We start from the raw sequence: 25,433 nt of genomic DNA, 5'->3' as shown, positions 1-25,433 counted from the left end.
GGTGCGGCCCGCCCGTAGACTTTCGGCTGACACCGAATCCTGCCGGAGCCTGTGTGCCGTTCCATCTCCACTTCGACGAGAGCGACCTGCTCCGCTGCCGCTTCGCGCTCTCCCCGCTCTGGGAGACGCAGGAGGCGGTACGCACGCTCGACCGGCCGGGCCGGCACGGTTACCACCTGCCCTGGCTGCGCCGGATCGGCGAGGCCGCCGCCGGACTGGACCTCACGCCGCTGTGGCGGCTGATGCCCGACGGCGGGCACAACCCCGACTTCATCTGCCCGCCCCCGCTCGGCCCCCTGGCCACCTTCGAGGAGGAGATCGCCGCCGTCCGCGCGGTCGATCCGCTGGTGGCCCGGGACGACATGGCACAGGCCCTCGCCGGCATGCCCGGCGGCCTCGGTTCGCCCGCCGCGCGGCGGATGATGGCCGATCCCGCGCGGACGGTCCGGGAGCTGACCGATCTGCTGGAACAGGCCTGGCGGGTGATGGTCGAGCCGCACTGGCCGCGTCTGCGTGCCCTGCTGGAGGCCGACATCGCCTACCACTCACGGCGCCTCGCCGAACTCGGCTTCGAGCGGCTGCTCGGCGAGCTGAGTCCGCAGCTGCGCTGGACCGGTTCGACGCTCACGGTCACCGGCACACGCGGCGACCATTCCCGGGTGCTCGGCGGCGAAGGGCTGGTCCTGATGCCCAGCGTCTTCGTCTGGCCGGAGGTGGTCGGCGGGTACGAGCCGCCCTGGCAGCCGGCCGTGATCTACCCGGCGCGCGGTATCGGCGGGCTGTGGACGGAGTCCGCGGACCACACCCCGGACGTGCTGGCCCGGCTGCTCGGACGGGCCAGGGCCGACATCCTGTGCGCGCTCGACGAACCCGCCGGGACGACGACGCTGGCACACCGGCTCTCCCTCGCGCCCTCGTCGGTGTCGGAGCATCTGTCGGTACTGCGCGCCGCGGGCCTCCTCACCTCGCGCCGGTACGGCCACCAGGTGCTGTACGAACGCACACCGCTGGGCATCGCGATGGCGGCGGGAGCTCCCTGAGCACCGCACACCGGTGCAGTGCGCGGGAACGGGACGAGCCCCCGGCCGGGTGGCGCGGGGGCTCGTCGGGGCGCGGAACGGGCGGACGGGTTCTCAGTCCGCCAGGTACCGCTCGACGGTCTCGACCTTGGACGTCAGGCCGTCGGTGACACCGGGGCGGATATCGGCCTTCAGGACCAGGGAGACGCGTCCGGCACGGGCCTCGACGGCGGCGACGGCCCGCTTGACGACGTCCATGACCTCGTCCCACTCGCCCTCGACGGAGGTGAACATGGCGTCCGTACGGTTGGGCAGCCCGGACTCCCGCACGACCCGGACGGCGTCGGCGACGTACTCGCCGACATCCTCACCGACGCCCAGCGGGCTGACCGAGAACGCGACGATCATGCGCTGACCACGCCTTCCCGGCGGGCGCGGGCGGCGATGACACCGTCGGCCTCGTAGCGCTTGAGCACCTTGTCGCCGTACAGGCCGCCGAACGGCAGCAGCGCGAGGAGGAAGAAGAACGCGACGCGCTTCAGCGGCCACTTGGTCTTGGACCAGACGTCGAGGAGCAGGACGGCGTAGATCACGAAGAGCACGCCGTGCAGGATGCCGAGCGGCATCATCAGGAAGTCGATGTCGGAGACCCGGCTGAGGATCGAGCCGAAGATGATCAGCGCGGGGAAGGAGAGCGCCTCGGGAATCGAGATGAGGCGCAGCCGGTGCAGGGCGGTAGCGGTCTTGATGTCCACGAGGGCACCTTCGGTGGGAGGGTCGTGACAGCTTGTGAATGGAGGCACAAGCGCACCCCATTGTGGCATCGGCACGGGCGGAACTCGGCGCCGGGGGCCGTATGTCTCCGGTCACGTTCCGCCGTCGCGTCCGGGCGAGGGGCCGCCGTCGCGTCCGGACCATGGGGCCACCGCCGCTCCCCGTCGCTCATCGCCGGGCCGCGTCCCGGTCCGTCGTCGCTCCGTACGGGATACGTCCCGATCACGTCCGGGTCCCGTACCGGATGCGTATCAGGGGCGGTTCAGGGCGCCGGTTCCGCCCTGCGACCCTGTCCCGGCCGGTGCCCGGCCGCTACCGTCGGCTCCGTGGCAATGTTCCGACTCCAAGGCAGCAGAACGCTCGCCGTCGACCTGACCGGCGACGCCGTCAAGGCGAAGAACGGTTCGATGGTCGCGTACGACGGCCGGATGACGTTCAAGAAGATGACCGGCGGCGGTGACGGCCTGCGCGGCATGGTGACCCGTCGGCTGACCGGCGAACAGATGTCCGTGATGGAGGTGAAGGGGCAGGGCACCTGCTACTTCGCCGACCGCGCGAGCGAGATCAGCCTCGTCTCGCTGCGCGGCGACAAGCTCTTCGTCGAGGCGAGTAATCTGCTGTGCACCGAGGCCGGGCTGCGCACCGGCACCACCTTCACCGGCCTGCGCGGCGGAGCGACGGGCAACGGCCTGTTCACCACCACCGTCGAGGGCACCGGCCAGGTGGCGATCATGTCGGACGGCTCGGCGGTGGCGCTGCGGGTCTCGGCCCAGTACCCGCTGTTCGTCGACCCCGGCGCCTACATCGCCCACCAGGGCAGCCTCCAGCAGCACTTCCAGTCGGGGGTGAACTTCCGGACGCTGATCGGCGAGGGCTCCGGGGAGTCCTTCCAGATCCGGTTCGAGGGCGAGGGCGTCGTCTACGTCCAGCCGAGCGAGCGGAACACCATCGGGGGCGATGTCTGATGCCGTTCCGTGAGATCAATTCGAAGATGGTCGAGGCGACCGTGCTTCCCGGCCAGAAGATGTACAGCCAGCGCGGAGCGATGCTGGCCTGTCGCGGCGAGGTCTCGTTCACGCCGAACATCCAGGGCGGCCAGGGCGGCGTGATGTCGATGATCGGCCGTCGGGTGGCCAACGAGGCGACCCCGCTGATGACGGTGGAGGGCAACGGCACGGTGATGTTCGGCCACGGCGGCCACCACATCCAGGTGATCAACCTGTCCGGCGACACCCTCCATGTGGAGGCCGACCGGCTGCTCGCCTTCGACGGGACGCTCCGGCAGGGCACCATGTTCATGGGTTCGCAGGGCGGGGTGATGGGCATGGTGCGGGGCCAGGTGACCGGGCAGGGGCTGTTCACCACCACTCTCCAGGGGCATGGCGCGGTCGCCGTGATGGCGCACGGTGGGGTGATCGAGCTGCCGATCACCCCGGGCCGCGAGGTGCACGTGGACCCGCAGGCGTATGTCGCGCACCACGGCGACGTGCGCAACAAGCTCTCCACCGCGCTCGGTTGGCGCGACATGGTGGGGCGCGGCTCCGGCGAGGCGTTCCAGCTGGAGCTGAGCGGCAGTGGCGCGGTGTACGTCCAGGCCTCGGAGGAGAAGCTGTGAGCACGCCCGTGGTCTTCGACCCGATGACACTGCCGTCGGACGACAACGTCAACGCGTACACCTTCTGCGTGGAACTCAAGGGGAGCCAGTGGTTCCTGCAGAAGGGCAAGATGATCGCCTACTACGGGCACATCGAGTTCGACGGCATCGGCCATGGCCGCTTCGAGCGGCTGCTCCGTACGAGCTTCCACTCGCCGCTGCACGCGAGCGACTGGGTGGTGGCCGAGGGCAGCGGCAAGATGCTGCTCGCGGACCGCGCCTTCGACGTGAACTCGTACGACCTGGACGACGGAAACCTGACGATCCGGTCCGGCAACCTGCTGGCGTACCAGCCGACGCTGGCTCTCAAGCAGTCGATCGTGCCGGGCTTTCTGACCCTGATCGGCACCGGGAAGTTCGTGGCGGCCTCCAACGGCCCGGTGGTCTTCATGGAGCCGCCGCTGCGGGTCGACCCGCAGGCCCTGGTGGGCTGGGCGGACTGCCCCTCGCCGTGCCACCACTACGACCACGGCTACATGACGGGCGTGCTGGGCGGGCTGCGGTCGATGACGGGGTTCGGCGGCACCTCCGGCGAGGAGCACCAGTTCGAGTTCGTCGGCGCGGGTACGGTGCTGCTCCAGTCGACCGAGGCGCTGATGCCCGAGCGGCCGACGGGGGCGACACCGGCACAGGCCGGGGTGCCCGGCCTTCCGGGTCAACCCGGCTCCTCGCACCGTCCGGCCGGTCAGCTCGGGGACCTCCAGCGTCGCTTCGGTTGGTGAACGGTAGTCTGCGGAGTGTGACGTCGAACGTCTGCACCTCGCACCCGAGCCCGGCTCCGAGCGGGTGCCGGGCGTCACACTCTCCCACTTCGTCCGGCTTTCAACTTCTTAGGTAGAATCCATATATGGAGACCGAGACGGCCACCCGCTGGCTGAACGACGCGGAGCAGTGCGCCTGGCGCACCCACCTGGACGTCAGCAGGCTGCTGATGCACCAACTGGAGAAGGACCTCCAGCCGTTCGGCCTGACCAACAACGACTACGAGATCCTGGTCAACCTCTCGGAGTCGGACGACCAGCGCATGCGGATGAGCGACCTCGCCGCCGCGACGCTGCAGTCCAAGAGCAGGCTCTCGCACCAGATCACGCGTATGGAGAACGCCGGCCTGGTCCGCAGGGAGAACTGCGAGTCCGACCGGCGCGGTCTGTACGCGGTCCTCACCGAGGACGGCGCCGAGACGATGCGGAAGGTGGCTCCGCACCACGTGGCGTCGGTACGCAAACACTTCATGGACCTCTTGACGCCGGAGTCGCTGGCGAACCTGCACGCGGCGCTGACACCGGTCGCCGATCATCTGCGGGGGCGACGCGGCAAGGTGTGACGCACGGCGGGGCGGCGGTCTCGCACGACTCGGAACGAGACGGCGACGAGGCGGCCCCGCGCTGCCCGGAAGGTGACCCGCGGCGAAACGGTGGCCGCGCGCCGCTCGGGACATGAACCGCCACGAGACGGCGTTCAGCCGGCGCTCGGCAGCCACAGCTCGAACCGTGCACCGCCCTCCCGCACGCCCTCCACCGTCAGCCGGCCCCCGTGCCGGGACGCGACGTCGCGGGCGATGGCGAGGCCCAGACCGGCGCCGCCCTCGTCCCGCGTGCGGGCGTCGTCGAGTCGTACGAAACGCTCGAAGATCCGCTCGCGCTCGTCCGGCGGGACCCCCGCCCCGTCGTCGGTGACCGCGACGACGACGCCACCGCGTTCCACGCGTACCGAGATCGACACCGCGCGCTCCGCGTGACGTTCGGCGTTGTCCAGCAGATTGCCGATCACCCGCGCCAACTGCCCACGGGACCCGGTCACTTCGAACCCACCGGATTCGGGCACCGACACCGCCGCCGCAATCCGGTCGCCCGTGCGCTGCGAGACCTCCTCGTGGGCGAGCGCGCCCAGGTCCAGCGTGGTGCGTCCCGGCCGCTCCCCCGCGTCCAGCCGGGCCAGCAGCAGCAGATCGGCCGCCAGCGCCTGCAGTCGTACGGTGTCGGCGACCGCGCCCGGTACGTCCAGCAGCTCCGGATGCGCGGCGCCCACCTCCAACTGGGTACGCAACGAGGCGATCGGGCTGCGCAGTTCGTGCGAGGCGTCGGCCACGAAGCGCCGCTGCCGGTCCACCGACGCCTCCAGTGCCGTCAGGGTCTCGTTGGTGGTACGGGCCAGCCGGGCGATCTCGTCACCGGAACCGGGCTCCGGCACCCGCCGGCTCAGGTCCTCGGACGCCGTGATCACGGCCATCTCGCGCCGGATGCCCTCGACCGGACGCAGCGCCCGCCGGGTCACCAGCCAGGTCACCCCGGCGACGACGAGCAGCAGCACCGGCAGCCCGATCAGCATCGCGCCGCGCACGCTGCCCACCGCCTCCTGCTCGGCGGCCAGCGGGGCGCCCGCGTGGACGGTCAGGGTCACCCCGGCGGAGGTGGTCGCCCGGACGGTGGCGAAGCGGTAGTCGGCGGTCTCGCCGTCGACGGTCGCGGTGCCGTTGCCGAAGTCCGGTTCTGCGGAGTCGACTTCGCCCCGGCCGGGGGCGCTGTGCCGCCCGTCGTCGCTTTCGTCGTCGTCGCCGTCGTCGTCGGAACCGGTGGAGATCCCCGCGGCCGGTGACGGGGCCGGAGCGACCTGCCCCGTACCGGTGCCGGAGATCGCCTGCAGGTCCTTGGAGACGGCCACCACGCGCCCGTCCTCGTCGGTCACCTGGACCGGATGGTCCTCCTCCGCGCGCATCTCCAGCCGGTCGTACGGCACATCGAGGGCCAACTGCCCGGCCACTTCACGGGCCACCACCTCGGCCTGCAGACCGGCCTGGTCGGTGAGGTTGGCCCGCAGCACGAGGAGTACGGCGAGCCCGGCGCCGACGAGAGCGAGGGCGACGACCACGGTGGCACCGAGCGCGGCCCTGGCCCGTACCGACCTCACAGCGCCTCCAGCCGGTATCCGGCGCCGCGCACCGTGCGGATGGCGGGCGCGCCGAGCTTGCGCCGCAGCGCGCTGACGTACACCTCGACGATGTTCGGGTCGCCGTCGTAGGCGAAGTCCCAGACGTGTTCCAGGATGTCCGCCTTGCTGACCACGTGTCCGGGCCGCAGCGCGAGCTGCTCCAGCACCGCGAACTCCTTGGCGGTGAGGGTGATCTCGGCCGTGCCGAGGTGGACGCGGCGGGCGGCGGTGTCCATGCGCAGGGCGCCGACGGTGACCACCGGCGAGGCGCAACCGCCGCCCCGGCGGCGCAGCAGCGCCCGGATCCTGGCCACCAGGACGACGTACGAGAAGGGCTTGGTCAGGTAGTCGTCGGCCCCGGTGTCCAGGCCCTCCGCCTCGTCGTACTCCCCGTCCTTCGCCGTCAGCATCAGGATCGGCATCTCGTGGCCGGCGGCCCGCAGGGCGGCGCAGACCCGGTAGCCGTTCATCCCGGGCAGCATGATGTCGAGGACGACGAGGTCGTACGCCCCTTCGGCGGCCCGGTGCAGCCCTTCGAGACCGTCGTGCACGACGTCCACGGCGAAGCCCTCGGCGGTGAGCCCCCCGGCCAGGGACATCGCCAGCCGCTTCTCGTCCTCCACGATCAACAGGCGCATACGCACAGGGTCGCAAACCGAACCTGAAGACGGCTTCAGGCGGCTTCAGGCTGCGTTCAGCATCACCCCGGCAGTGTGGACCACGTCGTAACCGGCCACCCGATCCGGGGAGGAACCCTCATGAAGCGCAAGATCGTCATCGCCGCCGTCACCGCCGCCGTGCTCGTCGGCGGCACAGCCGCCACGGCCGTCGCCTTCGCGGACGACGACGGCCACGACCGCGGGGCCAGGAGCAGCGCGGCGAGCGGCGGCATCGCCCGCGTCGCTGTCGGGGACGCGGTCGCGGCCGCCGTCGGGGCCGTCCCGGGCACGGTCACCGAGGCCGAACTGGACGACGAGGACGGCGGGCCGGTCTGGGAGCTCGACGTGTACGGCTCCGACAAGGCCTGGCACGACGTGACGGTGGACGCGGGCAACGGCAAGGTGCTCGGCCGGCACGTCTCCGACGACAAGGACGACGACCATGACCGGCGGGCCCCCCGTTCGGCCCCCGTCTCGCTGAACGCGGCGGTCGGCGCCGCGCTGAAGGCGACGCCCGGGACGGTGGCGTCGGTCGACCTGGACGGCGGGGACGACCAAGGCGACGGGGCGCTGCACTGGGAGGTCGACGTCCGGGGCGAGGACGGCAAGCAGCACGAGCTGAACGTCGACGCGAGGACGGGCAAGGTGACGGCGGACCGGGCGGACGACGACCACGGCCGGGACGAGGACCACGGGGACGACGAGCGGGACGGCCACGACGACTGATCCCGCTCCACGGGGGTCGTCAGGGCGCGTACCCGGAGAGGACGGTGCCCTCGTCCAGGCCCACGAACACCACGTCTCCCTTCACCAGAAGGGAGACGGCCCGGGGGTCCGCCTCGGGGGCGCGCTGTTCCGGCCAGCCGTCATATCGCTTGGTGTTGACCGGGCCGTCCTGCCCCTCGGGGGCCAAGTCGTAGGACTCCAGATAGTCGGGGGTGACGAGGCAGGCGCGGTCGCCGACGACGACCGGCGCGCCCGAGTAGTCGACCGCATCGGGCGTCGCCCAGATCTGCCGTCCGTCGGCGAGCCCGAACGCGTACACCCGGTGCCGGGTGCTCACCACGACCGTGCCGTCCCGGGTGACGGCGGGCCGGTAGGCGACGTCGAGACCATCGGCGATCGTCCGGCGGTTGTGCGGGGCCGTCACCTCGACGACCGTCAGTCCGTCCGGGCCCGAGCAGAGCAGCTGCGCCCCCTTCAGAACCGGCGTGCGGCAGGTCACGTCGCCTGCCGCGACAGCCCCCAGCCCGGCGCCGTCCGCGCCTTTCAGGACGGTGATGCCGTCGCCGGCCACGACCAGCCGGCCGTCGGCGAAGGCCAGTTCCGCTTCGGCGGCCGGGTCGTCCCACGGCTTCTCCCACAGGCGGGCGTGCGTGCCGGTGAGCCGATGGGCGACGATCCGGCCGGTACCGGTGCCCGCGGACTTCGTGGCGTAGTAGAGGACGCCGCCGGACTGGAGGGAGTCGGCCACCCGTGCGCCGCCGGCCTGCGGATCCCGCCACTTCTCGGCGCCGTCGGCAAGGTCCAGCGCGACCAGTGCGCCGTCCTCGAAGGCGTACACGGTGGTACCGATCACCGCGGCCACCGAGGCGGGTCCGCTGCCCGCCCTCCCCGGCCGGGTCTGCCAGCGCCGCTTGCCGTTCGCGGCGTCCAGCACCGTGATGCGCTCCGGGCCGCCGCAGACCAGGGAGGTGTCCGCGAGCAGGCACCGCACCCGGCCGGCCGCGATCCTGACGTGCCAGGGCTGCCAGCCCGCGGGTCTGGTGGAGGCATCGGCGGCGGCTGTCCCGAAATCGCCGGTGTGACCCGTGTCCGCGCCGGGAACGACAGCGGGCCCCGCCGCGGTCCGCGCCGCCTCGGAGGCGGAGACGGTCGGCCCCGCGCCTCCACCGCCGGTTCCGCCCGCGCCGTCGTCGCCGCCACCGCCGCCGAAGAGACCCGGCAGCAGTACCGTCCCCAGCACCGCGCACACCGCCGTGGCCGCTGCCGCGAGCCCGATCCACAGCCCCCTGTTCCCCCGTCCGTCACCCGGTACCGCCACGGGCACGACGGGCGTCGGTGCCAGGGCGGGCCCGACGGGGCCCGGGGAGTGGAACGGCACCGCCGGTGCGGCGGCCGACGGCGCGGCCGCCTCCGCGCAGGCACGGGCCCCGGCCGCGTGCGCGGCGAGCTGACCCCGTACCGCTTCCGTCCAGGGGAATGTTCCGGCCGCCGGACCGCCCTGCGGCAGCAGCATGCCGACGAGCTGCCGAGGGGTCGGTCTGGCCTCGGCGTCCGTACGCAGGCATGCCGCGATCACCGCTCGCAACCGCGGTGGCACGCCGGACAGTTCGGATTCTCCTCGGGAGATCCGGAAGATGACGGCCGCCATGTCGGAGTCGTCGAAGGGCCCCCGGCCGGTCGCCGCGAAGGCGAGCACCGCGCCGAGGCAGAACACGTCGGACGCCGGTACGAGCGCGCGTGAGCCGTTGACGTGCTCGGGTGAGATGTAGCCGGGGCTGCCCACCACGACACCCGTCCGGGTCAGCCGGGTGGCGTCGAAGGCCTGGGCGATCCCGAAGTCGATCACCTTCGGACCGTCGGCGCCGAGCAGCACGTTCCCCGGCTTGAGGTCGCGGTGCAGGACGCGTACGGCGTGCATGTCGGCGAGCGCGCGGGCGAGACCCGCGCCCATCTCGCGCACCAGCTGCTCGGGCAGCGGTCCGCCGCGGGTCACCGCCTCGGCGAGCGAGGGGCCCGGGACGTACTCCGTCGCCAGCCAGGGCAGCCGGCCGGTCGCGTCGCCGCCGACGAGGGCCGCGGTGTGCGGACTGCGGACGGCACCCGCCGCGTCGATCTCGCGGCGGAAGCGGATCCGGAAGCCGTCGTCCAGATCGAGATCCGGGCGTACGGTCTTCAGCGCGACCAGCCCGCCGAGCGGGTCCCGCGCACCGGCCGGCCGGGCCAGGTACACCTCGCCCATGCCGCCCGCGCCCAGCAGTCCGAGAAGCTGGTACGGGCCGATCAGCCGGGCCCGGCCGGGTGGAAGCGGCTCGATCACCGCGCGGCTCCTCCGCAGATCGTCGGACGGTTCACTTGGGCAGCGGTACGGAGACGGCGGTGCCGTCGTCGTACACGACATGGACGACGCCGCCGACCGGCAGCACCTGCGGGTCGAGCAGTTCCTGCTCCAGGTCGACGCCCTCGGTGACGGAGTCGTACGTCGGTGTCCGGCTCGGGCCCGGGGCGCCGGGAATCCGGGTCCGCGCCAGGGACCCCAAGGTGCCGTCCCGGCGGATCGGGACCGTGTACAAGGCCGTGCTGTCGGCCCAGACCAGCGTGTTCTCGACGATCAGCGGGTCGGACACCGGGTTGCTCATGCCTCGCGCCTGTTTCCCGCCGAGCGGGAACCTGCCGAGGGTCCGGCCCCCGTCACGGCTCACGACGACGAGCTCGTCGGGCACCCCTTCGCCGCTCCTGCGGAATGTGATCACCCGGTCGTCGAGCGCGGTGAGCGTCGCCTCGGCGACGAGCGCGGGGTCCACCGGGACCCGGCCCAGCGTCTTGAGGGTCCCCGCCGAGAACCGCAGCAGGTGCATGTCGTCGCCGGAGCCCGAAGGGTCGCCGCTGGAGACGTACGTCGCACAGAAGGCGGATCCGTCACGTACCCGCAGGCCCCCGCAGCCCGTGTTGCGCTCGACGGCCTCCTGCACGGCCTCGCCGCCGGCGGTGCCCAGCAGCGTGCCGTCCTTCGGCCGGAACGCCTTCGGCGCGTCCTCACCGACCGCGTACACCGCCTCGCCATCGGTGGCGACCGGCCAGAAGTTGCCCTGCTGGGCGTTGGAGACGGCCTGGGGGGCCAGCGGCTTGCGCCATTGCTCGGCGCCGGTCCTCAGGTCGTACGCGGCGAGGGCCGCACCCCCGGGCGTCGGTGTGGTGGAGGCGAAGACCATGTCGCCGACGACGAGTGGCGCACTGTCCAGGTCGTGCGCCCCGCCGGACCGGGCTGTCCAGCGGACCGTCCCGGTACGGGCGTCCAGCGACTGCAGCCGGTCGCCCGCGGCGAGCAGGACGGTGTCGTCGTACACGGTGGGACGGGTGGCCCCGGCCGGCATGAAGAACTGGCCCCGGGGTCCCCAGCCCGCCGAGCGGGTGGTCTCCCCCGCGTCCAGCGTCCACAGCCGGTGACCGTCCGCCGCCGACAGCGCCTCGTACGTGCCGTCCGTCTTCCGGCAGACCACGACGTCGCGACCCGCGGAGCAGCCGACCGGGGATCCGCTGAACCTGCCCTTCCACGGCTTCGACCACCCCGTCGGGCGGACGTCTCGGCCGTACGGGACCGTGCCCGAGCCGTCCGGGCCGCCGTTCTCGTCCACGCCCGCCACGATCCGGGCAGGCGTGGACGAACCGCCTCGGGGGGAAGCCGCGTCGGGGGTGCGGTGGTTGTTGCGCCAGGCCAGAATGCCCCCGGTGGCCGCCCCCAGCAGGATCAGCGCGGCGAGGGCCGCCCCCAGGGCGCGCCGGGAGCGGCGCGGGGGCCGGGCGAGGACGGGGCCCTGGGTGGGGGCGATGTGCAGGCCCGGAGTGAAGTCGGTTCCCTGAGTGGGCAGTTGGTGGGGTTCGACGTGACGCCCGGCGGCCACCTCGGTCGGTGTGTAGCCCGGCAGCAGCGGGCCGTCCAGCGCGACGACCCGGTCCAGTTCGCGCTCGTGCTCGGCGATGTGCCGCGCCACCTCCTTCGGCCACCGCCCGGCCGCGCCGGGGGCGAGCCGCCGGGTGAGTTCCGCGGCGGTGGGGCGGGCGGCGGGGTCGACGGTCAGACAGTCCGCCAGCACGGCACGCAGCGCCTCGGGCACCCCGTCCAGATCGGCCTCGACGTACTTGACCCGGTAGAGCACGGCCGCGACGGGGCCGTCCCCGAAGGGGTCGCGTCCGGTGACGGCGTAGCAGAGCACGGACGCGAGAGAGAACACGTCGGACGTGGGGACGACGCGTCCGCTGCCCGCCACGTGTTCCGGGGACATGAAGGCGGGGCTGCCGACCATGCGGCCGGTGGTGGTGAGCGGGGTGGCACCGGCGTCGCGGGCGATCCCGAAGTCGATGAGGCGCGGCCCGTCCGCGGCGAGCATCACGTTGCCGGGCTTCACATCGCGGTGGACGATCCCGGCCGCGTGGACGGCCGTCAACGCGCGGGCGAGCCCGGCGCCGAGCATCCGCACCTCGGCCTCGTCCATCGCGCCCGCCCCGCGCACGGCGGCGGACAGGGTCGGTCCGGCCACGTATCCGGTGGCGAGCCAGGGCACCTCGGCGTCCGCGTCCCCGTCGAGGAGCGGGGCCAGATGGGGGCCGTCGACGGACCGGGCGACGGTGATCTCGCGGCGGAAGCGGTCGCGGAAGCCGGGGTCCCGGGCCACGTCACGGCGGACCGTCTTGACGGCGACCGGGTCGCCGCCGCCCTCCGGGGAGCCGAGGAAGACCTCCCCCATGCCGCCCGCGCCGAGCCGGGCCCGTATCGCGTAGGGCCCGATCCGTCCGGGCGAGTCCTCCCGCAGCGGACCCAGCATGCGCCACTCCCCCCGTCGGTACGCATGGAACGCTGACACCCCGTGCGCGCATCCGGCCGCAATCCTGCCACGGACACGTGAGCTGCAGCGCCGGCCGTAACGGAACGCGCACGCCGGGACCACACCTGCCGATACGTCGATGGCGGAGGGCGGGGAGGAGTGACGCCCCGGTTCCGCGGCAGCGGGCGCACGCGTCCGGGCGGTCCGGGAGGCGGCCCGCACGCCGCCCCCGGAACCGCCCGGTCGCCGCCGTCAGGCCTCGGTGAGTCCCGCCACCAGTTCGTCCGCCGCCGCGTACGGGTCGAGGCTCCCCGCCACGATGCGTTCGGCGAGTGCGCCGATGTGGCGGTCGCCGTGCAGATCACCGATCCGCTCGCGCAGGCGGGTGACGGCGATCGTCTCGACCTCGCGGGCCGCACGCGCCGTGCGCCGCTCGGCGAGCACCCCGTGCTCCTCCATCCACGCCCGGTGCTTCTCCAGGGCCTCGACGACCTCGTCGATGCCCTCGCCCCGGGCGGCGACCGTCTTCACGATCGGCGGCCGCCAGTCGCCGGGCCCCCGGGACTCACCGAGGCCCAGCATGTGGTTGAGTTCGCGCGCGGTGGCGTCCGCGCCGTCCCGGTCGGCCTTGTTGACGACGTACACGTCGCCGATCTCCAGGATTCCGGCCTTCGCCGCCTGGATGCCGTCACCCATGCCGGGCGCCAGCAGGACGACGGAGGTGTCGGCCTGCGAGGCGATCTCCACCTCCGACTGACCGACACCGACCGTCTCCACCAGGACGACCTCGCAGCCCGCCGCGTCCAGTACCCGGATCGCCTGCGGTGCCGACCAGGCCAGGCCGCCCAGATGCCCGCGCGTCGCCATCGAGCGGATGTAGACGCCGGGGTCGGAGGCGTGCTCCGACATCCGGACCCGGTCACCGAGGAGCGCCCCGCCGGAGAACGGGGAGGACGGGTCGACGGCCAGGACACCGACCCGCTTGCCCGCCCTGCGGTAGGCGGAGACCAGAGCCGACGTCGATGTCGACTTGCCGACACCCGGTGAACCGGTGAGGCCGACGACATAGGCGTTGCCCGTCAGCGGCGCCAGGGCCGCCATCACCTCGCGCAGCTGCGGCGACGCCCCCTCCACCAGGGAGATGAGCCGGGCCACGGCCCGCGGCCTGCCCGCACGGGCCTGCTCGACCAGGGTGGGGACGTCCACCATCACCGCTCCGTTCGCTCGCTGCGTGTTCCACGTGCACTACGTACTACGTACGGCCTGCCGCGGCCGTTCCTGCCTACTTGGGGACGCGGATGATCAGCGCGTCGCCCTGCCCGCCGCCGCCGCACAGTGCCGCCGCACCGGTGCCGCCGCCGCGCCGCTTCAGCTCCAGCGCCAGGTGCAGCACCACCCGGGCACCGGACATGCCGATCGGGTGACCCAGTGCGATGGCGCCACCGTTGACGTTCACCTTGTCCGGGGTGACGCCGAGGTCCTTCATCGACTGGACGGCGACCGCCGCGAACGCCTCGTTGATCTCGATGAGGTCGAGGTCCGCCACCTCCAGGCCGTCCTTCTTCAGGGCGTGCTTGATGGCGTTGGACGGCTGCGACTGGAGCGAGTTGTCCGGGCCCGCCACATTGCCGTGGGCGCCGATCTCGGCGATCCAGTCCAGGCCCAGCTCCTCGGCCTTGGCCTTGCTCATGACGACGACCGCGGCGGCTCCGTCGGAGATCTGCGAGGAGGTGCCCGCGGTGATCGTGCCGTCCTTGGTGAAGGCCGGGCGCAGCTTGCCGAGGGACTCCGCGGTCGTCTCCGGGCGGATGCCCTCGTCCTTGGAGAAGAGGACCGGGTCGCCCTTGCGCTGCGGAATCTCGACCGGGGTGATCTCGGCCTCGAAGAGCCCGTTCTTCTGGGCGGCGGCGGCGCGCTGGTGGGAGAGGGCGCCGATCTCGTCCTGATCGGCGCGGGACAGGCCCAGGCGGGTGTTGTGGTTCTCGGTGGACTCACCCATCGGGATGTTCTCGTAGGCGTCGGTCAGACCGTCGTACGCCATGGAGTCGAGCATCTCGATCGCGCCGTACTTGTAGCCCTCACGGGACTTCGGGAGCAGGTGCGGGGCGTTCGTCATGGACTCCTGGCCGCCGGCGACGACGACGTCGAACTCACCCGCACGGATCAACTGGTCGGCGAGCGCGATCGCGTCGAGCCCGGACAGACACACCTTGTTGACGGTGAGCGCGGGGACGTTCATCGGAATGCCCGCCTTGACCGCGGCCTGGCGGGCCGGGATCTGGCCCGCACCGGCCTGCAGCACCTGGCCCATGATCACGTACTCGACCTGGTCGCCGCCGATACCGGCCCGGTCCAGCGCGGCCTTGATGGCGATACCGCCGAGGTCGGCCCCGGAGAAGCTCTTCAGCGAGCCCAGGAGGCGGCCCATGGGCGTACGCGCGCCCGCGACGATCACTGAGGTGGTACCTGTCGTTCCTGACATGAGGGGCAGCCCCTTGGGATGAGGAGTGAACGAGGGTTTACATGAATGTACTGAGCGGTACCTCACCCGTCATCCGGCAGCGGGTGTGATCGCGCGCACGTTGCGTAACCATCGGCGGAGCGCTGCACTGGTTGCATGCTGACGCGAATCGACCACATCGGGATCGCCTGTTCCGACCTCGACGCGACCGTCGAGTTCTACCGCTCGACCTACGGGTTCGAGGTGTTCCATTCCGAGATCAACGAGGAGCAGGGCGTGCGGGAGGCCATGCTCAAGATCAACGATACGTCCGACGGCGGCGCTTCCTACCTCCAGCTCCTGGAGCCGACGCGGGAGGACTCGGCCGTGGGCAAGTGGCTGGCGAAGAACGGGGAGGGCGTCCATCACATCGCCTTCGGCACCGCCGACGTCGACGCCGACGCGGCGGACATCCGGGAGAAGGGGGTCAGGGTGCTCTACGACGAGCCCAGGACCGGGTCCATGGGGTCACGTATCACCTTTCTGCACCCCAAGGACTGCCACGGCGTCCTGACCGAACTGGTCACGTCCGCAGCTGAGCACTGACCTCCGGATACCCGGCCCGGTAGAGTGGGCCGTTCCGGGCCGGGGCCGGGTCGGGGCCGCGCCGCGTCCCCAGCCGTTGATCTGTCACCATTCCCCGGGGGACCGTTCGCCGGCGAACGGTACTCGTTGGAGAGTTGCGACCAGGGGACGGATGGGACCGCGCAGTGCGGGGCTACGAACGCCAGGAGAGCCACCGAGCTGAAGACGACCATCTCTCGCGGTTCGAGGCCGAGATGGACCGGCTGAAGACCGACCGGGAGAAGGCCGTCCAGCACGCCGAGGACCTCGGTTACCAGGTCGAGGTCTTGCGCGCCAAGCTGCACGAGGCTCGGCGCAATCTCGCGACCCGTCCCGCCTACGACAGCGCGGACATCGGCTACCAGGCCGAACAGCTGCTCCGTAATGCCCAGATCCAGGCCGAGCAGCTGCGGACCGACGCCGAGCGGGAGCTCCGCGACGCCCGTGCGCAGACGCAGCGGATCCTGCAGGAGCACGCCGAGCACCAGGCGCGGCTCCAGGCCGAGCTGCACAACGAGGCCGTGCAGCGGCGCCAGCAGCTCGACCAGGAGCTGGCCGAGCGCCGCCAGACCGTCGAGTCCCATGTCAACGAGAACGTCGCCTGGGCCGAGCAGCTCAGGGCCCGGACGGAGTCCCAGGCGCGCCGGCTGCTGGAGGAGTCCAGGGCCGAGGCCGAGCAGTCCCTGACGGCCGCGCGCGCCGAGGCAAGCCGGCTGGCCGACGAGACCCGGCAGCGGCTGGGCTCCGAGGCGGAGTCCGCCCGTGCCGAGGCGGAGTCGATCCTGCTGCGCGCCCGCAAGGACGCCGAGCGGTTGCTGAGCGCCGCCTCCAGCCAGGCGCAGGAGGCCACCAGCCACGCCGAGCGGCTGCGTTCGTCGACGACGGCCGAGACCGAGCAGACCCGGCAGCAGACCGCCGAGCTGAACCGGGCCGCCGAGCAGCGCATGCAGGAGGCCGAGACCCGGCTGCGGGAGGCCCGGCTGGAGGCCGAGAAGGTCACCGCCGAGGCGAAGGAGGCTGCCGCCAAGCGGCTGGCCGCCGCCGAGTCGCAGAACGAGCAGCGCACCCGTACCGCCAAGTCGGAGATCGCCCGGCTGGTCGGCGAGGCCACCAAGGACACCGAGAACCTCAAGGCGGAGGCCGAGCAGGCGCTCGCCGATGCCCGCGCCGAGGCGGACCGGCTGAAGTCCGAGGCGGCCGAGAAGGCCCGCACGGCTGCCGCCGAGGACGCCGCGGCTCAGCTCGCCAAGGCCGCCAGGGCCGCCGAGGAGGTGCTGACCAAGGCGTCCGAGGACGCGAAGTCCACCACCGGCGCGGCGAGCGAGGAGGCCGACCGGATCCGCCGTGAGGCGGAGGCCGAGGCGGACCGGCTGCGCGGCGAGGCCGCCGAGCAGGCCGATCAGCTCAAGGGCGCGGCCAAGGACGACACCAAGGAGTACCGGGCCAAGACGGTCGAGCTGCAGGAGGAGGCGCGCAGGCTGCGCGGCGAGGCCGAGCAGCTGCGCTCCGAGGCCGTCGCCGAGGGCGAGCGGATCCGCGGCGAGGCCCGTCGCGAGGCCGTGCAGCAGATCGAGGAGGGCGCGAAGTCCGCCGAGGAGCTGCTGTCCAAGGCGAAGACGGACGCGGAAGAGCTGCGCGGCGCCGCGTCCACCGAGAGCGAGCGGGTCCGCAACGAGGCGGCCGAGCGGGCGGGCGCGCTGCGCAAGCAGGCCGAGGAGGCGCTGGAACGCGCCCGTGCCGAGGCCGAGCAGCTGCGCAGCGAGTCCGAGGAGCAGGCCCGGTCCACCACCGCCGGGGCCGAGCAGGCCGCCGAGGAGCTGCGCGAGGAGACCGAGCGTGCGGTCGCGGCCCGGCAGGCGGAGGCGGCCGAGGAACTGACCCGGCTGCATACCGAGGCCGAGAGCAGGGTCACCACCGCCGAGCAGACGCTCACCGACGCGCGCGCCGAGGCGGAGCGCATCCGGCGTGAGACGAACGAGGAGTCCGAGCGGCTGCGCGCGGAGGCCGCGGAGCGGCTGCGGGCGCTGCGGGAGCAGGCCGAGACCGAGGCGGAGCGGCTGCGCGACGAGGCCGCGGCGGACGCGTCGCAGTCGCGGGCGGAGGGCGAGTCCACCGCCGTACGGCTGCGCGGCGAGGCGGCCGCCGAGGCGGAGCGGCTCAAGTCCGAGGCGCAGGAGAGCGCCGACCGGGTGCGGTCCGAGGCCGCCGCGGCCGCGGAGCGCGTGGGCGCGGAGGCCGCCGAGGCATTGGCCGCCGCCCAGGAGGAGGCCAACCGCCGCCGCCGGGAGGCCGAGGAGACCCTCGACGGAGCACGCACCGAGGCGAACCAGGAGCGCGAGCGCGCCCGCGAACAGAGCGAGGAGCTCCTCGCCTCCGCCCGCAAGCGGGTCGAGGAGGCGCAGGCCGAGGCGCAGCGCCTGGTCGAGGAGGCGGACGGCCGGGCGACGGAGCTGGTCTCCACGGCCGAGCAGACCGCCCAGCAGGTACGGGATTCGGTCAGCGGGCTGCAGGAGCAGGCCGAGGAGGAGATCGCCGGGCTGCGCTCCGCCGCCGAGCACGTCGCGGAGCGGACGAAGTCCGAGGCGCAGGAGGAGGCGGACCGGGTCCGCGCCGACGCGCACGCGGAGCGGGAGCGGGCCGGCGAGGACGCGGCCCGGGTCCGCCGGGAGGCGCAGGAGGAGTCCGAGGCCGCGAAGGCGATGGCCGAGCGGACCGTCGCCGACGCGATCAGCGAGTCGGAGCGGCTGCGCGCGGACACCGCGGAGTACAGCCAGCGGATGCGCACCGAGGCGTCCGACGCACTGGCCTCGGCCGAGCAGGACGCGGCGCGCAGCCGGGCCGAGGCGCGCGAGGACGCCAACCGGATGCGTTCCGACGCGGCGGCCCAGGCCGACCGGCTGGTGGGCGAGGCGACGAGCGAGGCCGAGCGGATCCGCACGGAGTCGACGCAGCAGGCCGACCAGCTCGTCGAGAAGGCGAAGCAGCAGGCGGCCCGGGTGGCGGACGAGGCCGCGGACGACGCCGAGCGGATGCGCGCGGAGGCGGCGGCCACCGTCGGTTCGGCGCAGGAGCACGCGGCCCGTACCCGCGAGGAGTCGGAACGGGTGCGTGCCGAGGCGGAGGCGGCGGCCGAGCAGATGCTGGCCGAGGCCCGTCAGGAGGCGGACCGGCTGCTCGACGAGGCGCGGGAGGCCGCGGCGAAGCGCCGTGCCGATGCCGCCGAGCAGGCCGACCAGCTCGTCAACAAGGCCCAGGAGGAGGCGCTGCGCGCTGCCACCGAGGCCGAGGAGCAGGCCGACACGATGGTCGGCGCGGCCCGCAAGGAGGCCGTGCGGATCACCTCGGAGGCGACCGTCGAGGGCAACTCCCTGGTGGAGCGCGCCCGTACGGACGCGGACGAGTTGCTGGTCGGCGCGCGCCGGGACGCCACGGCCATCCGGGAACGGGCCGAGGAGCTCAGGACCCGGATCGAGGGCGAGATCGAGGAGCTGCACGACCGGGCCCGGCGGGAGACCTCCGAGCAGATGAAGACGGCGGGCGAGCGCGTCGACAACCTGATGAAGGCGGCGACCGAGCAGCGCGACGAGGCGGCGGCCAAGGCCAAGGAGCTGCTGGCGGACGCGAATTCGGAGGCGAGCAAGGTCCGGATCGCGGCCGTGAAGCGGGCCGAGTCACTGCTGAAGGAGGCCGAGCAGAAGAAGGCCACGCTGGTCCGCGAGGCCGAGAAGCTGCGGGCCGACGCCGAGGCGGAGGCGAAGCGCACGGTCGACGAGGGCAAGCGCGAGCTCGATCTGCTGGTGCGTCGGCGCGAGGACATCAACACCGAGATCTCCCGAGTCCAGGACGTACTGGAGGCGTTGGAGTCGTTCGAGACGCCGACGGGCGGCAAGGGCTCGGGCAACGGCGCCGCGGGTGGCGTCAAAGCCGGGGCCGCGGCCGGTACTCGTTCGAGTGGCAAGTCGTCCGAGGGGTAGTCGTCCTGTCATCTGCCGTGCTTCGTCAAGGACGTTCAACCCCGAGAGTGGCAAGAGTTGCGGGGGTCAGCCACTCAAAAGGGGTGTCATTCTCCAGATCAAACGGGCATCCACTCGATGACACGCCGTCCGGGCCCCTAGGATTCCCCCTAACACCTCACCGGTCTCATTCGACAGGAACCTCATGAGCGACCCTTCCTCCCCCTTCGGCTTCGAGCTCGTGCGACGTGGATACGACCGCGGTCAGGTGGATGACCGCATTACCAAGCTCGTCGCCGATCGTGATAGTGCTCTCACCCGCATCACGTCTCTGGAAAAGCGCATCGAGGAGCTCCACCTCGAGACGCAGAACGCCCAGGCCCAGGTGAACGACGCGGAGCCGTCGTACGCCGGCCTCGGCGCACGCGTGGAGAAGATTCTCCGCCTGGCCGAGGAGGAGGCGAAGGACCTGCGCGAGGAGGCCCGTCGCGCCGCCGAGCAGCACCGTGAGCTCGCCGAGTCGGCCGCCCAGCAGGTGCGCAACGACGCCGAGTCGTTCGCCGCCGAGCGCAAGGCGAAGGCCGAGGACGAGGGCGTGCGCATCGTCGAGAAGGCCAAGGGTGAGGCCGGCGCGCTGCGTACGGAGGCCCAGAAGGACGCCGCGCAGAAGCGCGAGGAGGCGGACGCCCTCTTCGAGGAGACCCGTGCCAAGGCCGCCCAGGCCGCCGCGGACTTCGAGACCAACCTGGCCAAGCGCCGCGACCAGTCGGAGCGCGACCTCGCGTCCCGTCAGGCCAAGGCCGAGAAGCGCCTCGCCGAGATCGAGCACCGCGCCGAGCAGCTCCGCCTGGAGGCCGAGAAGCTCCGTACGGACGCCGAGCGCCGCGCCCGTCAGACGGTGGAGACCGCGCAGCGCCAGTCCGAGGACATCGTGGCGGACGCGAACGCGAAGGCCGACCGGATCCGCAGCGAGTCGGAGCGCGAGCTGGCGGCGCTCACCAACCGCCGTGACTCGATCAACGCCCAGCTGACCAACGTCCGCGAGATGCTGGCGACGCTGACCGGTGCGGCGGTGGCCGCCGCCGGCGCCCCGGCCGACGACGAGCCGGCCACCCGCGGCGTCCCGGCTCAGCAGACCCGCTGAGCTTCCCGGCACGGACTCGCTGACCGCTCAGCAGTCCGGCCGACTCCGCAGTACCGCACTTGTACTCCTTGCGCGCCCGGTTCCGCCCTTGTGGTGGCGCCGGGCGCGCGGCCGTTCTAGCGTGAACGCATGATCGAGCTCGATGGTCTCACCAAGCGCTTCGGCAACAAGGTCGCCGTCGACCGGCTCTCATGCCGGGTCAGGCCAGGAATGGTGACGGGCTTTCTGGGCCCCAACGGGGCGGGCAAATCCACGACGATGCGGATGATGCTCGGTCTCGACAACCCGACCAGTGGTTCGGTGCGCATCGACGGCAAGCACTACCGCGACCTGACGGAACCTCTCAAGTACATCGGTGCGCTGCTGGACGCCAAGTCGATGCACGGCGGGCGCAGCGCGTACAACAATCTGCTCTGCCTCGCGCAGAGCAACCGCATCCCGGAGAGCCGGGTCGCGGAGGTGCTGGACACCGTGGGTCTGAGCGCGGTGGCGAGGAAGAAGTCCAAGGGCTTCTCGCTCGGCATGGGCCAGCGGCTCGGCATCGCGGCCGCGCTGCTGGGCGACCCGCAGGTGCTGCTCTTCGACGAGCCCGTCAACGGCCTCGACCCCGAGGGCATCCACTGGATCCGCAATCTGATGAAGGCGCTCGCCGCGGAGGGCCGGACGATCTTCGTCTCCTCGCATCTGATGAGCGAAATGGCACTCACAGCGGACCACTTGATCGTGATCGGTCAGGGACGGCTGCTCGCCGACACCTCGATGGCCGATTTCATCCACCAGAACTCGCGCAGTTACGTACGGCTGCGCTCCCCGCAGCAGGAGCGGCTGCGCGATGTGCTGCACGAGGAGGGCATGGTCGTGGTCGAGGCGGGCGGCGGCACGTTGGAGATCGACGGCGCCACCACCGAGGCGCTGGGCGAGCTCGCCGCCCGGCATCAGATCGTGCTCCACGAGCTGAGCTCCCAGCGGGCGTCGCTGGAGGAAGCGTTCATGCAGATGACGGCGGATTCCGTGGAGTACCACGCGCACTCGGACCTCGGCGAGGCACCGCCCGTGGGCCCGCACTGGGGCGATCAGTACGACCGGCGGACGGCCACCGGAGGTGCCGGGCACATCGCACCCGGCGCACCCGGCGCCTCCGGCATCGGCAAGGGGGTGTGACGACGATGGCATCGGTACCCGCGGTCCTCGCCTCCGAATGGACCAAGATCCGCACGGTCTCCTCGACCGTCTGGACCCTGATCTCCGCGTTCGTCGTCACCGTCGCGATGAGTGCGGCGCTCTGTGCCCTGATGAACGCACAGTTCAAGGACCTTCCCCCGGTGGAGAGGGCCACCTTCGACCCGACGCTCATCAGCTCCTCCGGGATGGTCCTCGGCCAGCTGGCCATGGTCGTCTTCGGCGTGCTGGTGGTCGGTACGGAGTACAGCTCGGGCATGATCCGTACCTCGTTGGCCGCCGTGCCCCAGCGCGGGTCGTTCCTCTTCAGCAAGGTCGCCGTGGCCGGGGTGCTGGCCCTGGTGGTCGGCATCGTCACCAGCTTCGTCTCGTTCTTTCTCGGGCAGGCGCTCCTCGGCGATCACCGCACGGACATCGGTGCGGAACACGTGTTGCGCGCGGTCGTCGGCGGTGGCCTCTACATGGGCCTGATCGGGATCTTCTCCATGGGCGTGGCGACGATGCTGCGCAGCTCCATGCTGTCGCTCGGCATTCTGATGCCGTTCTTCTTCCTGGTCTCCCAGATCCTGTCGGCGGTACCGGGCGCGAAGAAGGTCGCCCGCTACTTCCCCGACCAGGCCGGGTCCAAGATCATGCAGGTGGTACCCGACGCCATGAACAGCAATCCGGCCCCGTACGGACCGTGGGGCGGGTTCGGCATTCTGCTCGCCTGGGTGGCGGCCGCACTGGTCGGCGGCTACCTCGTGCTGAAGAAGCGGGACGCGTGACGGGTGCGGGCGGGACGCACCGCCGGTGAGCGCCCCGCACGCCCCGACCGGAAGCGTCCCGTCCGCTCCGACGCGGAACGATGCGCTCCTGTAACGACTTGGCCGGAACCGTCAAGGCCTGGATATCCTCGTAACTCTTACGGGGGGCATGCGGCCGGACGGCCTCGGCCCCGACGACGGACAAGAGTCGATGGGGCTGAAGCATGATCGAGGCAGTCGGCCTGACCAAGCGTTATGGCGCGAAGACGGCCGTGTACAACCTTTCCTTCCAGGTGCGGCCGGGTGCCGTCACCGGATTCCTCGGTCCCAACGGGTCGGGCAAGTCCACCACCATGCGCATGATGCTGGGCCTGGACCAACCGACGGCCGGCCATGTCACGATCGGTGGCCACCCCTTCCGCAGTCTGCCGAACGCTCCGCGACAGGTGGGTGCGCTGCTGGACGCGAAGGCGGTGCACGGCGGCCGCAGTGCCCGCAACCACCTCCTCTCGCTCGCCCAGCTCGCCGGCATCCCGGCCGCCCGGGTCGACGAGGTGCTCGGTGTCGTCGGTCTGCACGAGGTCGCGCGGAAGCGCTCCAAGGGCTTCTCGCTCGGCATGGGCCAGCGGCTCGGCATCGCGGCGGCGCTGCTCGGCGACCCGCAGGTGCTGCTCTTCGACGAGCCCGTCAACGGCCTCGACCCCGAGGGCATCCTCTGGGTCCGCAACCTGATGAAGACGCTGGCGTCCGAGGGCCGTACGGTCTTCGTCTCCAGCCATCTGATGAGCGAGATGGCGCTCACCGCCGACCATCTGATCGTGATCGGCCGCGGACAGCTGCTCGCCGACATGAGCGTCAAGGACTTCATTTCCGCCAATTCGGCGGACTTCGCCCGGGTGCGGGTCGCGGACGGTGTTCCGGAGCAGCGGGAGAAGCTGACCGCCTCGCTCACCGAGGCGGGTGGCCGGGTCATGCCGGAGCCGGACGGGGCGCTGCGGATCACGGGGCTCGCCCTGCCGCGGATCAGCGATCTGGCCCACGAGTCGGATGTCCGGCTGTGGGAGCTCTCACCGCACCAGGCCTCGCTGGAGGAGGCGTACATGCGGATGACGCAGGGCGCCGTGGACTACCGCTCGACGGAGGACCAGAAGGCCGGGCTGCAGCAGCCGGTGCACGGCGGCCACGGACCGCAGCCCGGTTACGGGGCGCCGGCCCAGCAGCCGGTCCCGGAGATGCCGCAGCAGGGCTGGTACGCCCCGCCGCCGCCCGGGCAGAACCCGCACGCGGGGGCCCCGGCGGCTCTCCCCGCCCCGGCCCCGTCCGAGACCGCCCCGGCCTCCCCCGAGGCCGCCGCAGCCCCCGCAGACCTGACCAAGAGCGAGACCAGCGAGGACGCCCGATGACCACACCGCCGACCCCGCAGGCGCCGTACCAGCAGCCCCCCGCCCCGCAGCAGAACGCGCACGGGCTCTACGCGTCCCCGATCCCGGTGCGCCCCGCCACCCTCGGCGACGCGCTCGCCTCCGAGTGGACCAAGATCCGTTCCGTGCGCTCGACGATGTGGACGCTCGGCGTCCTGGTCGTGCTGCTCCTCGGTTTCGGCATCATGGCGGCACTCCTGCTGAGCATGACCGACGCCGTCATCGGCGATGTCCCGGAGCTCAGCTTCGGCTTCTTCGGCGTGCTCCTGGGCTCGATCTGTGTGATCACGCTCGGCGTGCTGACCATCGCCTCGGAGTACAGCACGGGCCTGATCCGCACGACGCTGACGGCCTGCCCCAGCCGGAGCCGGGTGCTCACCGCCAAGGCGATCGTCTTCTTCCTGCTCACCTTCACCCTCACGACCGTGGTGACCGCCGTGGTCGGCGCGGTACAGGTGGCCCTGCTGGACGGCAAGGAGCCCAGCGGCGACGACTGGCTGCGCGCCACGGTCGGCGTCGGCCTCTACATCGCGCTGCTGGGCCTGCTCTCGCTGGCGATCGGTGCGCTCATCCGGCATTCCGCGGGCGCGATCACGATCATGATCGGGGTGGTGCTGCTGCCGATCGTGCTGGCCATGTTCATGTTCGCGGACTCGCTGGCCGATCTGCGCCAGGCACTCTTCGAGTACTCGATCCCCAGCCAGCTCAGCGCGTTCTACGACACTTCGGTCACCGGGTCGGGGCCGTCCGGCTGGGATCCGCTGTGGATCATGCTCGGGCTGACGGCCGTGGCCATGGTCGCCGCCTACGCGACGCTGGACCAGCGCGACGTGTGACCGGTCTCGGCCGACCGGGCCGGCCGCCGGACCTCAGTAGCGAGGCGCGTTCCTGGACCGCTGCACCTGTGTGGTGCGGCGGTCCTTCGCGTTCCAGCAGGCCTTGTGCCAGTGCCTGCGGTCGTCGATCCCGCCGTACTCGGACCAGGCCACCAGATGCGGGACGCCGGACGGGATCTCCTGGTCGCAGCCGGGACAGCGGTAGCGCTTTCCGGCCGCGCTCGCGCCACTCACCGGGCGGACCGACCACTCCTCGCCCTGCCACTCCTCCGTCCGCCCGCCTCCCCCGTACCGGGCGCCCGGCTCCACTGCGCTGTCGTGGGGACTCTCGCCGCCTCGGGGGCGGTTGCGGCGCGGGGACACGTGACACCTCACACGGGGCGGGCTGGGCAGTTCCCGTCCAGCGTAGGGCCATTTGGCCGATGCGGGCGTCCCGTGCCGTCCGGGACGGCTTCCCGGAGGGGTGGGTTACCGGAAAATCGCAACAACCTGCCACCGGACCGTGCCTTT

At 72.1% G+C, this 25,433-nt stretch carries 22 protein-coding genes; 13 read left to right on the top strand and 9 right to left on the bottom strand.

What is annotated here, in order from left to right; all coding sequences use genetic code 11:
• Positions 1 to 53 precede the first annotated feature (53 nt).
• Entirely contained in the window at positions 54 to 1,040 is a 987-nt protein-coding gene (locus ACIOHC_RS22050; RefSeq protein WP_351084933.1) for a DUF5937 family protein, read from the top strand.
• A gap of 93 nt (positions 1,041 to 1,133) precedes the next feature.
• Here ACIOHC_RS22050 and ACIOHC_RS22045 read toward each other — a convergent pair whose 3' ends face one another.
• Both ACIOHC_RS22045 and ACIOHC_RS22040 read right to left on the bottom strand, forming a co-directional pair.
• Positions 1,134 to 1,427 carry an MTH1187 family thiamine-binding protein gene (locus ACIOHC_RS22045; RefSeq protein WP_014048385.1) on the bottom strand — a complete coding sequence of 98 codons (294 nt, stop codon included), beginning with the start codon at positions 1,425 to 1,427 and terminating at the stop codon, positions 1,134 to 1,136.
• A complete protein-coding gene (locus ACIOHC_RS22040) occupies positions 1,424 to 1,774 on the bottom strand; it encodes a DUF3817 domain-containing protein (RefSeq protein ID WP_351084937.1) in 351 nt (116 codons plus the stop codon). The genes ACIOHC_RS22045 and ACIOHC_RS22040 overlap by 4 nt, the downstream gene beginning before the upstream one ends.
• A 351-nt stretch (positions 1,775 to 2,125) precedes the next feature.
• Here ACIOHC_RS22040 and ACIOHC_RS22035 point away from each other — a divergent pair, with 351 nt between their 5' ends.
• The 4 genes from ACIOHC_RS22035 (at position 2,126) to ACIOHC_RS22020 (ending at position 4,771) form a co-directional block, all read left to right on the top strand.
• Positions 2,126 to 2,758: an AIM24 family protein gene (locus ACIOHC_RS22035; RefSeq protein ID WP_351084978.1), complete on the top strand. Its 633-nt coding sequence runs from the start codon at positions 2,126 to 2,128 to the stop codon at positions 2,756 to 2,758.
• The gene (locus tag ACIOHC_RS22030) at positions 2,758 to 3,408 is read left to right on the top strand and encodes an AIM24 family protein (RefSeq protein ID WP_351084939.1); all 651 of its coding nucleotides are present in this window, start codon (positions 2,758 to 2,760) and stop codon (positions 3,406 to 3,408) included. Before ACIOHC_RS22035 ends, ACIOHC_RS22030 begins: the two co-directional genes overlap by 1 nt.
• A complete protein-coding gene (locus tag ACIOHC_RS22025) occupies positions 3,405 to 4,169 on the top strand; it encodes an AIM24 family protein (protein ID WP_351084941.1) in 765 nt (254 codons plus the stop codon). The genes ACIOHC_RS22030 and ACIOHC_RS22025 overlap by 4 nt, the downstream gene beginning before the upstream one ends.
• 125 nt (positions 4,170 to 4,294) lie before the next feature.
• Positions 4,295 to 4,771 carry a MarR family transcriptional regulator gene (locus tag ACIOHC_RS22020; RefSeq protein WP_351084943.1) on the top strand — a complete coding sequence of 159 codons (477 nt, stop codon included), beginning with the start codon at positions 4,295 to 4,297 and terminating at the stop codon, positions 4,769 to 4,771.
• A 134-nt stretch (positions 4,772 to 4,905) separates the two neighbouring features.
• Here ACIOHC_RS22020 and ACIOHC_RS22015 read toward each other — a convergent pair whose 3' ends face one another.
• Together ACIOHC_RS22015 and ACIOHC_RS22010 are read right to left on the bottom strand one after the other, a co-directional pair.
• On the bottom strand, positions 4,906 to 6,354 hold the full coding sequence (locus ACIOHC_RS22015) for an ATP-binding protein (protein WP_401843620.1): 1,449 nt from the start codon (positions 6,352 to 6,354) through the stop codon (positions 4,906 to 4,908).
• The gene (locus ACIOHC_RS22010; RefSeq protein WP_351084947.1) at positions 6,351 to 7,013 is read right to left on the bottom strand and encodes a response regulator transcription factor; all 663 of its coding nucleotides are present in this window, start codon (positions 7,011 to 7,013) and stop codon (positions 6,351 to 6,353) included. The genes ACIOHC_RS22015 and ACIOHC_RS22010 overlap by 4 nt, the downstream gene beginning before the upstream one ends.
• Positions 7,014 to 7,133: 120 nt before the next feature.
• Here ACIOHC_RS22010 and ACIOHC_RS22005 point away from each other — a divergent pair, with 120 nt between their 5' ends.
• Positions 7,134 to 7,760, top strand: a complete 627-nt coding sequence (locus ACIOHC_RS22005) for a PepSY domain-containing protein (protein ID WP_351084949.1) — start codon at positions 7,134 to 7,136, stop codon at positions 7,758 to 7,760.
• Positions 7,761 to 7,779: 19 nt separating this feature from the next.
• Here the strand turns inward: ACIOHC_RS22005 and ACIOHC_RS22000 are convergent, their stop codons facing one another.
• The 4 genes from ACIOHC_RS22000 to ACIOHC_RS21985 all read right to left on the bottom strand — a co-directional run bounded on the left by ACIOHC_RS22000 (position 7,780) and on the right by ACIOHC_RS21985 (position 15,062).
• On the bottom strand, positions 7,780 to 10,077 hold the full coding sequence (locus ACIOHC_RS22000) for a protein kinase (RefSeq protein ID WP_401843618.1): 2,298 nt from the start codon (positions 10,075 to 10,077) through the stop codon (positions 7,780 to 7,782).
• A 31-nt stretch (positions 10,078 to 10,108) separates the two neighbouring features.
• Entirely contained in the window at positions 10,109 to 12,580 is a 2,472-nt protein-coding gene (locus tag ACIOHC_RS21995; RefSeq protein ID WP_401843615.1) for a protein kinase, read from the bottom strand.
• Between the two features lie 252 nt (positions 12,581 to 12,832).
• The gene (gene meaB / locus ACIOHC_RS21990; protein ID WP_351084955.1) at positions 12,833 to 13,789 is read right to left on the bottom strand and encodes a methylmalonyl Co-A mutase-associated GTPase MeaB; all 957 of its coding nucleotides are present in this window, start codon (positions 13,787 to 13,789) and stop codon (positions 12,833 to 12,835) included.
• A gap of 73 nt (positions 13,790 to 13,862) precedes the next feature.
• Entirely contained in the window at positions 13,863 to 15,062 is a 1,200-nt protein-coding gene (locus tag ACIOHC_RS21985) for an acetyl-CoA C-acetyltransferase (RefSeq protein WP_389636471.1), read from the bottom strand.
• A gap of 135 nt (positions 15,063 to 15,197) precedes the next feature.
• Here ACIOHC_RS21985 and mce point away from each other — a divergent pair, with 135 nt between their 5' ends.
• From mce to ACIOHC_RS21950, 7 genes are all read left to right on the top strand, one after another.
• Positions 15,198 to 15,626: a methylmalonyl-CoA epimerase gene (gene mce, locus ACIOHC_RS21980; RefSeq protein ID WP_351084960.1), complete on the top strand. Its 429-nt coding sequence runs from the start codon at positions 15,198 to 15,200 to the stop codon at positions 15,624 to 15,626.
• A 164-nt stretch (positions 15,627 to 15,790) separates the two neighbouring features.
• Positions 15,791 to 19,618: a polarized growth protein Scy gene (scy, locus tag ACIOHC_RS21975; protein ID WP_365690074.1), complete on the top strand. Its 3,828-nt coding sequence runs from the start codon at positions 15,791 to 15,793 to the stop codon at positions 19,616 to 19,618.
• Positions 19,619 to 19,802: 184 nt separating this feature from the next.
• Complete coding sequence (locus ACIOHC_RS21970; RefSeq protein ID WP_351084964.1) at positions 19,803 to 20,741, top strand: cellulose-binding protein; 939 nt, start codon at positions 19,803 to 19,805, stop codon at positions 20,739 to 20,741.
• A gap of 129 nt (positions 20,742 to 20,870) precedes the next feature.
• The gene (locus ACIOHC_RS21965) at positions 20,871 to 21,902 is read left to right on the top strand and encodes an ATP-binding cassette domain-containing protein (protein ID WP_401843611.1); all 1,032 of its coding nucleotides are present in this window, start codon (positions 20,871 to 20,873) and stop codon (positions 21,900 to 21,902) included.
• Between the two features lie 5 nt (positions 21,903 to 21,907).
• Positions 21,908 to 22,687, top strand: a complete 780-nt coding sequence (locus ACIOHC_RS21960; protein WP_351084968.1) for an ABC transporter permease subunit — start codon at positions 21,908 to 21,910, stop codon at positions 22,685 to 22,687.
• A 203-nt stretch (positions 22,688 to 22,890) separates the two neighbouring features.
• Positions 22,891 to 24,069 carry an ABC transporter ATP-binding protein gene (locus ACIOHC_RS21955; RefSeq protein WP_351084970.1) on the top strand — a complete coding sequence of 393 codons (1,179 nt, stop codon included), beginning with the start codon at positions 22,891 to 22,893 and terminating at the stop codon, positions 24,067 to 24,069.
• Positions 24,066 to 24,923 (top strand): ABC transporter permease subunit, encoded by an 858-nt coding sequence (locus ACIOHC_RS21950; protein WP_365690079.1) that lies wholly within the window; start codon positions 24,066 to 24,068, stop codon positions 24,921 to 24,923. The genes ACIOHC_RS21955 and ACIOHC_RS21950 overlap by 4 nt, the downstream gene beginning before the upstream one ends.
• Positions 24,924 to 24,956: 33 nt before the next feature.
• Here the strand turns inward: ACIOHC_RS21950 and ACIOHC_RS21945 are convergent, their stop codons facing one another.
• Positions 24,957 to 25,286, bottom strand: a complete 330-nt coding sequence (locus ACIOHC_RS21945) for an ATP/GTP-binding protein (RefSeq protein WP_351084974.1) — start codon at positions 25,284 to 25,286, stop codon at positions 24,957 to 24,959.
• Positions 25,287 to 25,433: the final 147 nt, after the last annotated feature.

This window comes from Streptomyces sp. NPDC088252 (genome assembly GCF_044740965.1).
GTDB lineage: Bacteria > Actinomycetota > Actinomycetes > Streptomycetales > Streptomycetaceae > Streptomyces.
Note: the sequence above shows the minus strand (reverse complement) of the source record. Positions and strands in the feature narration are given on the sequence as shown.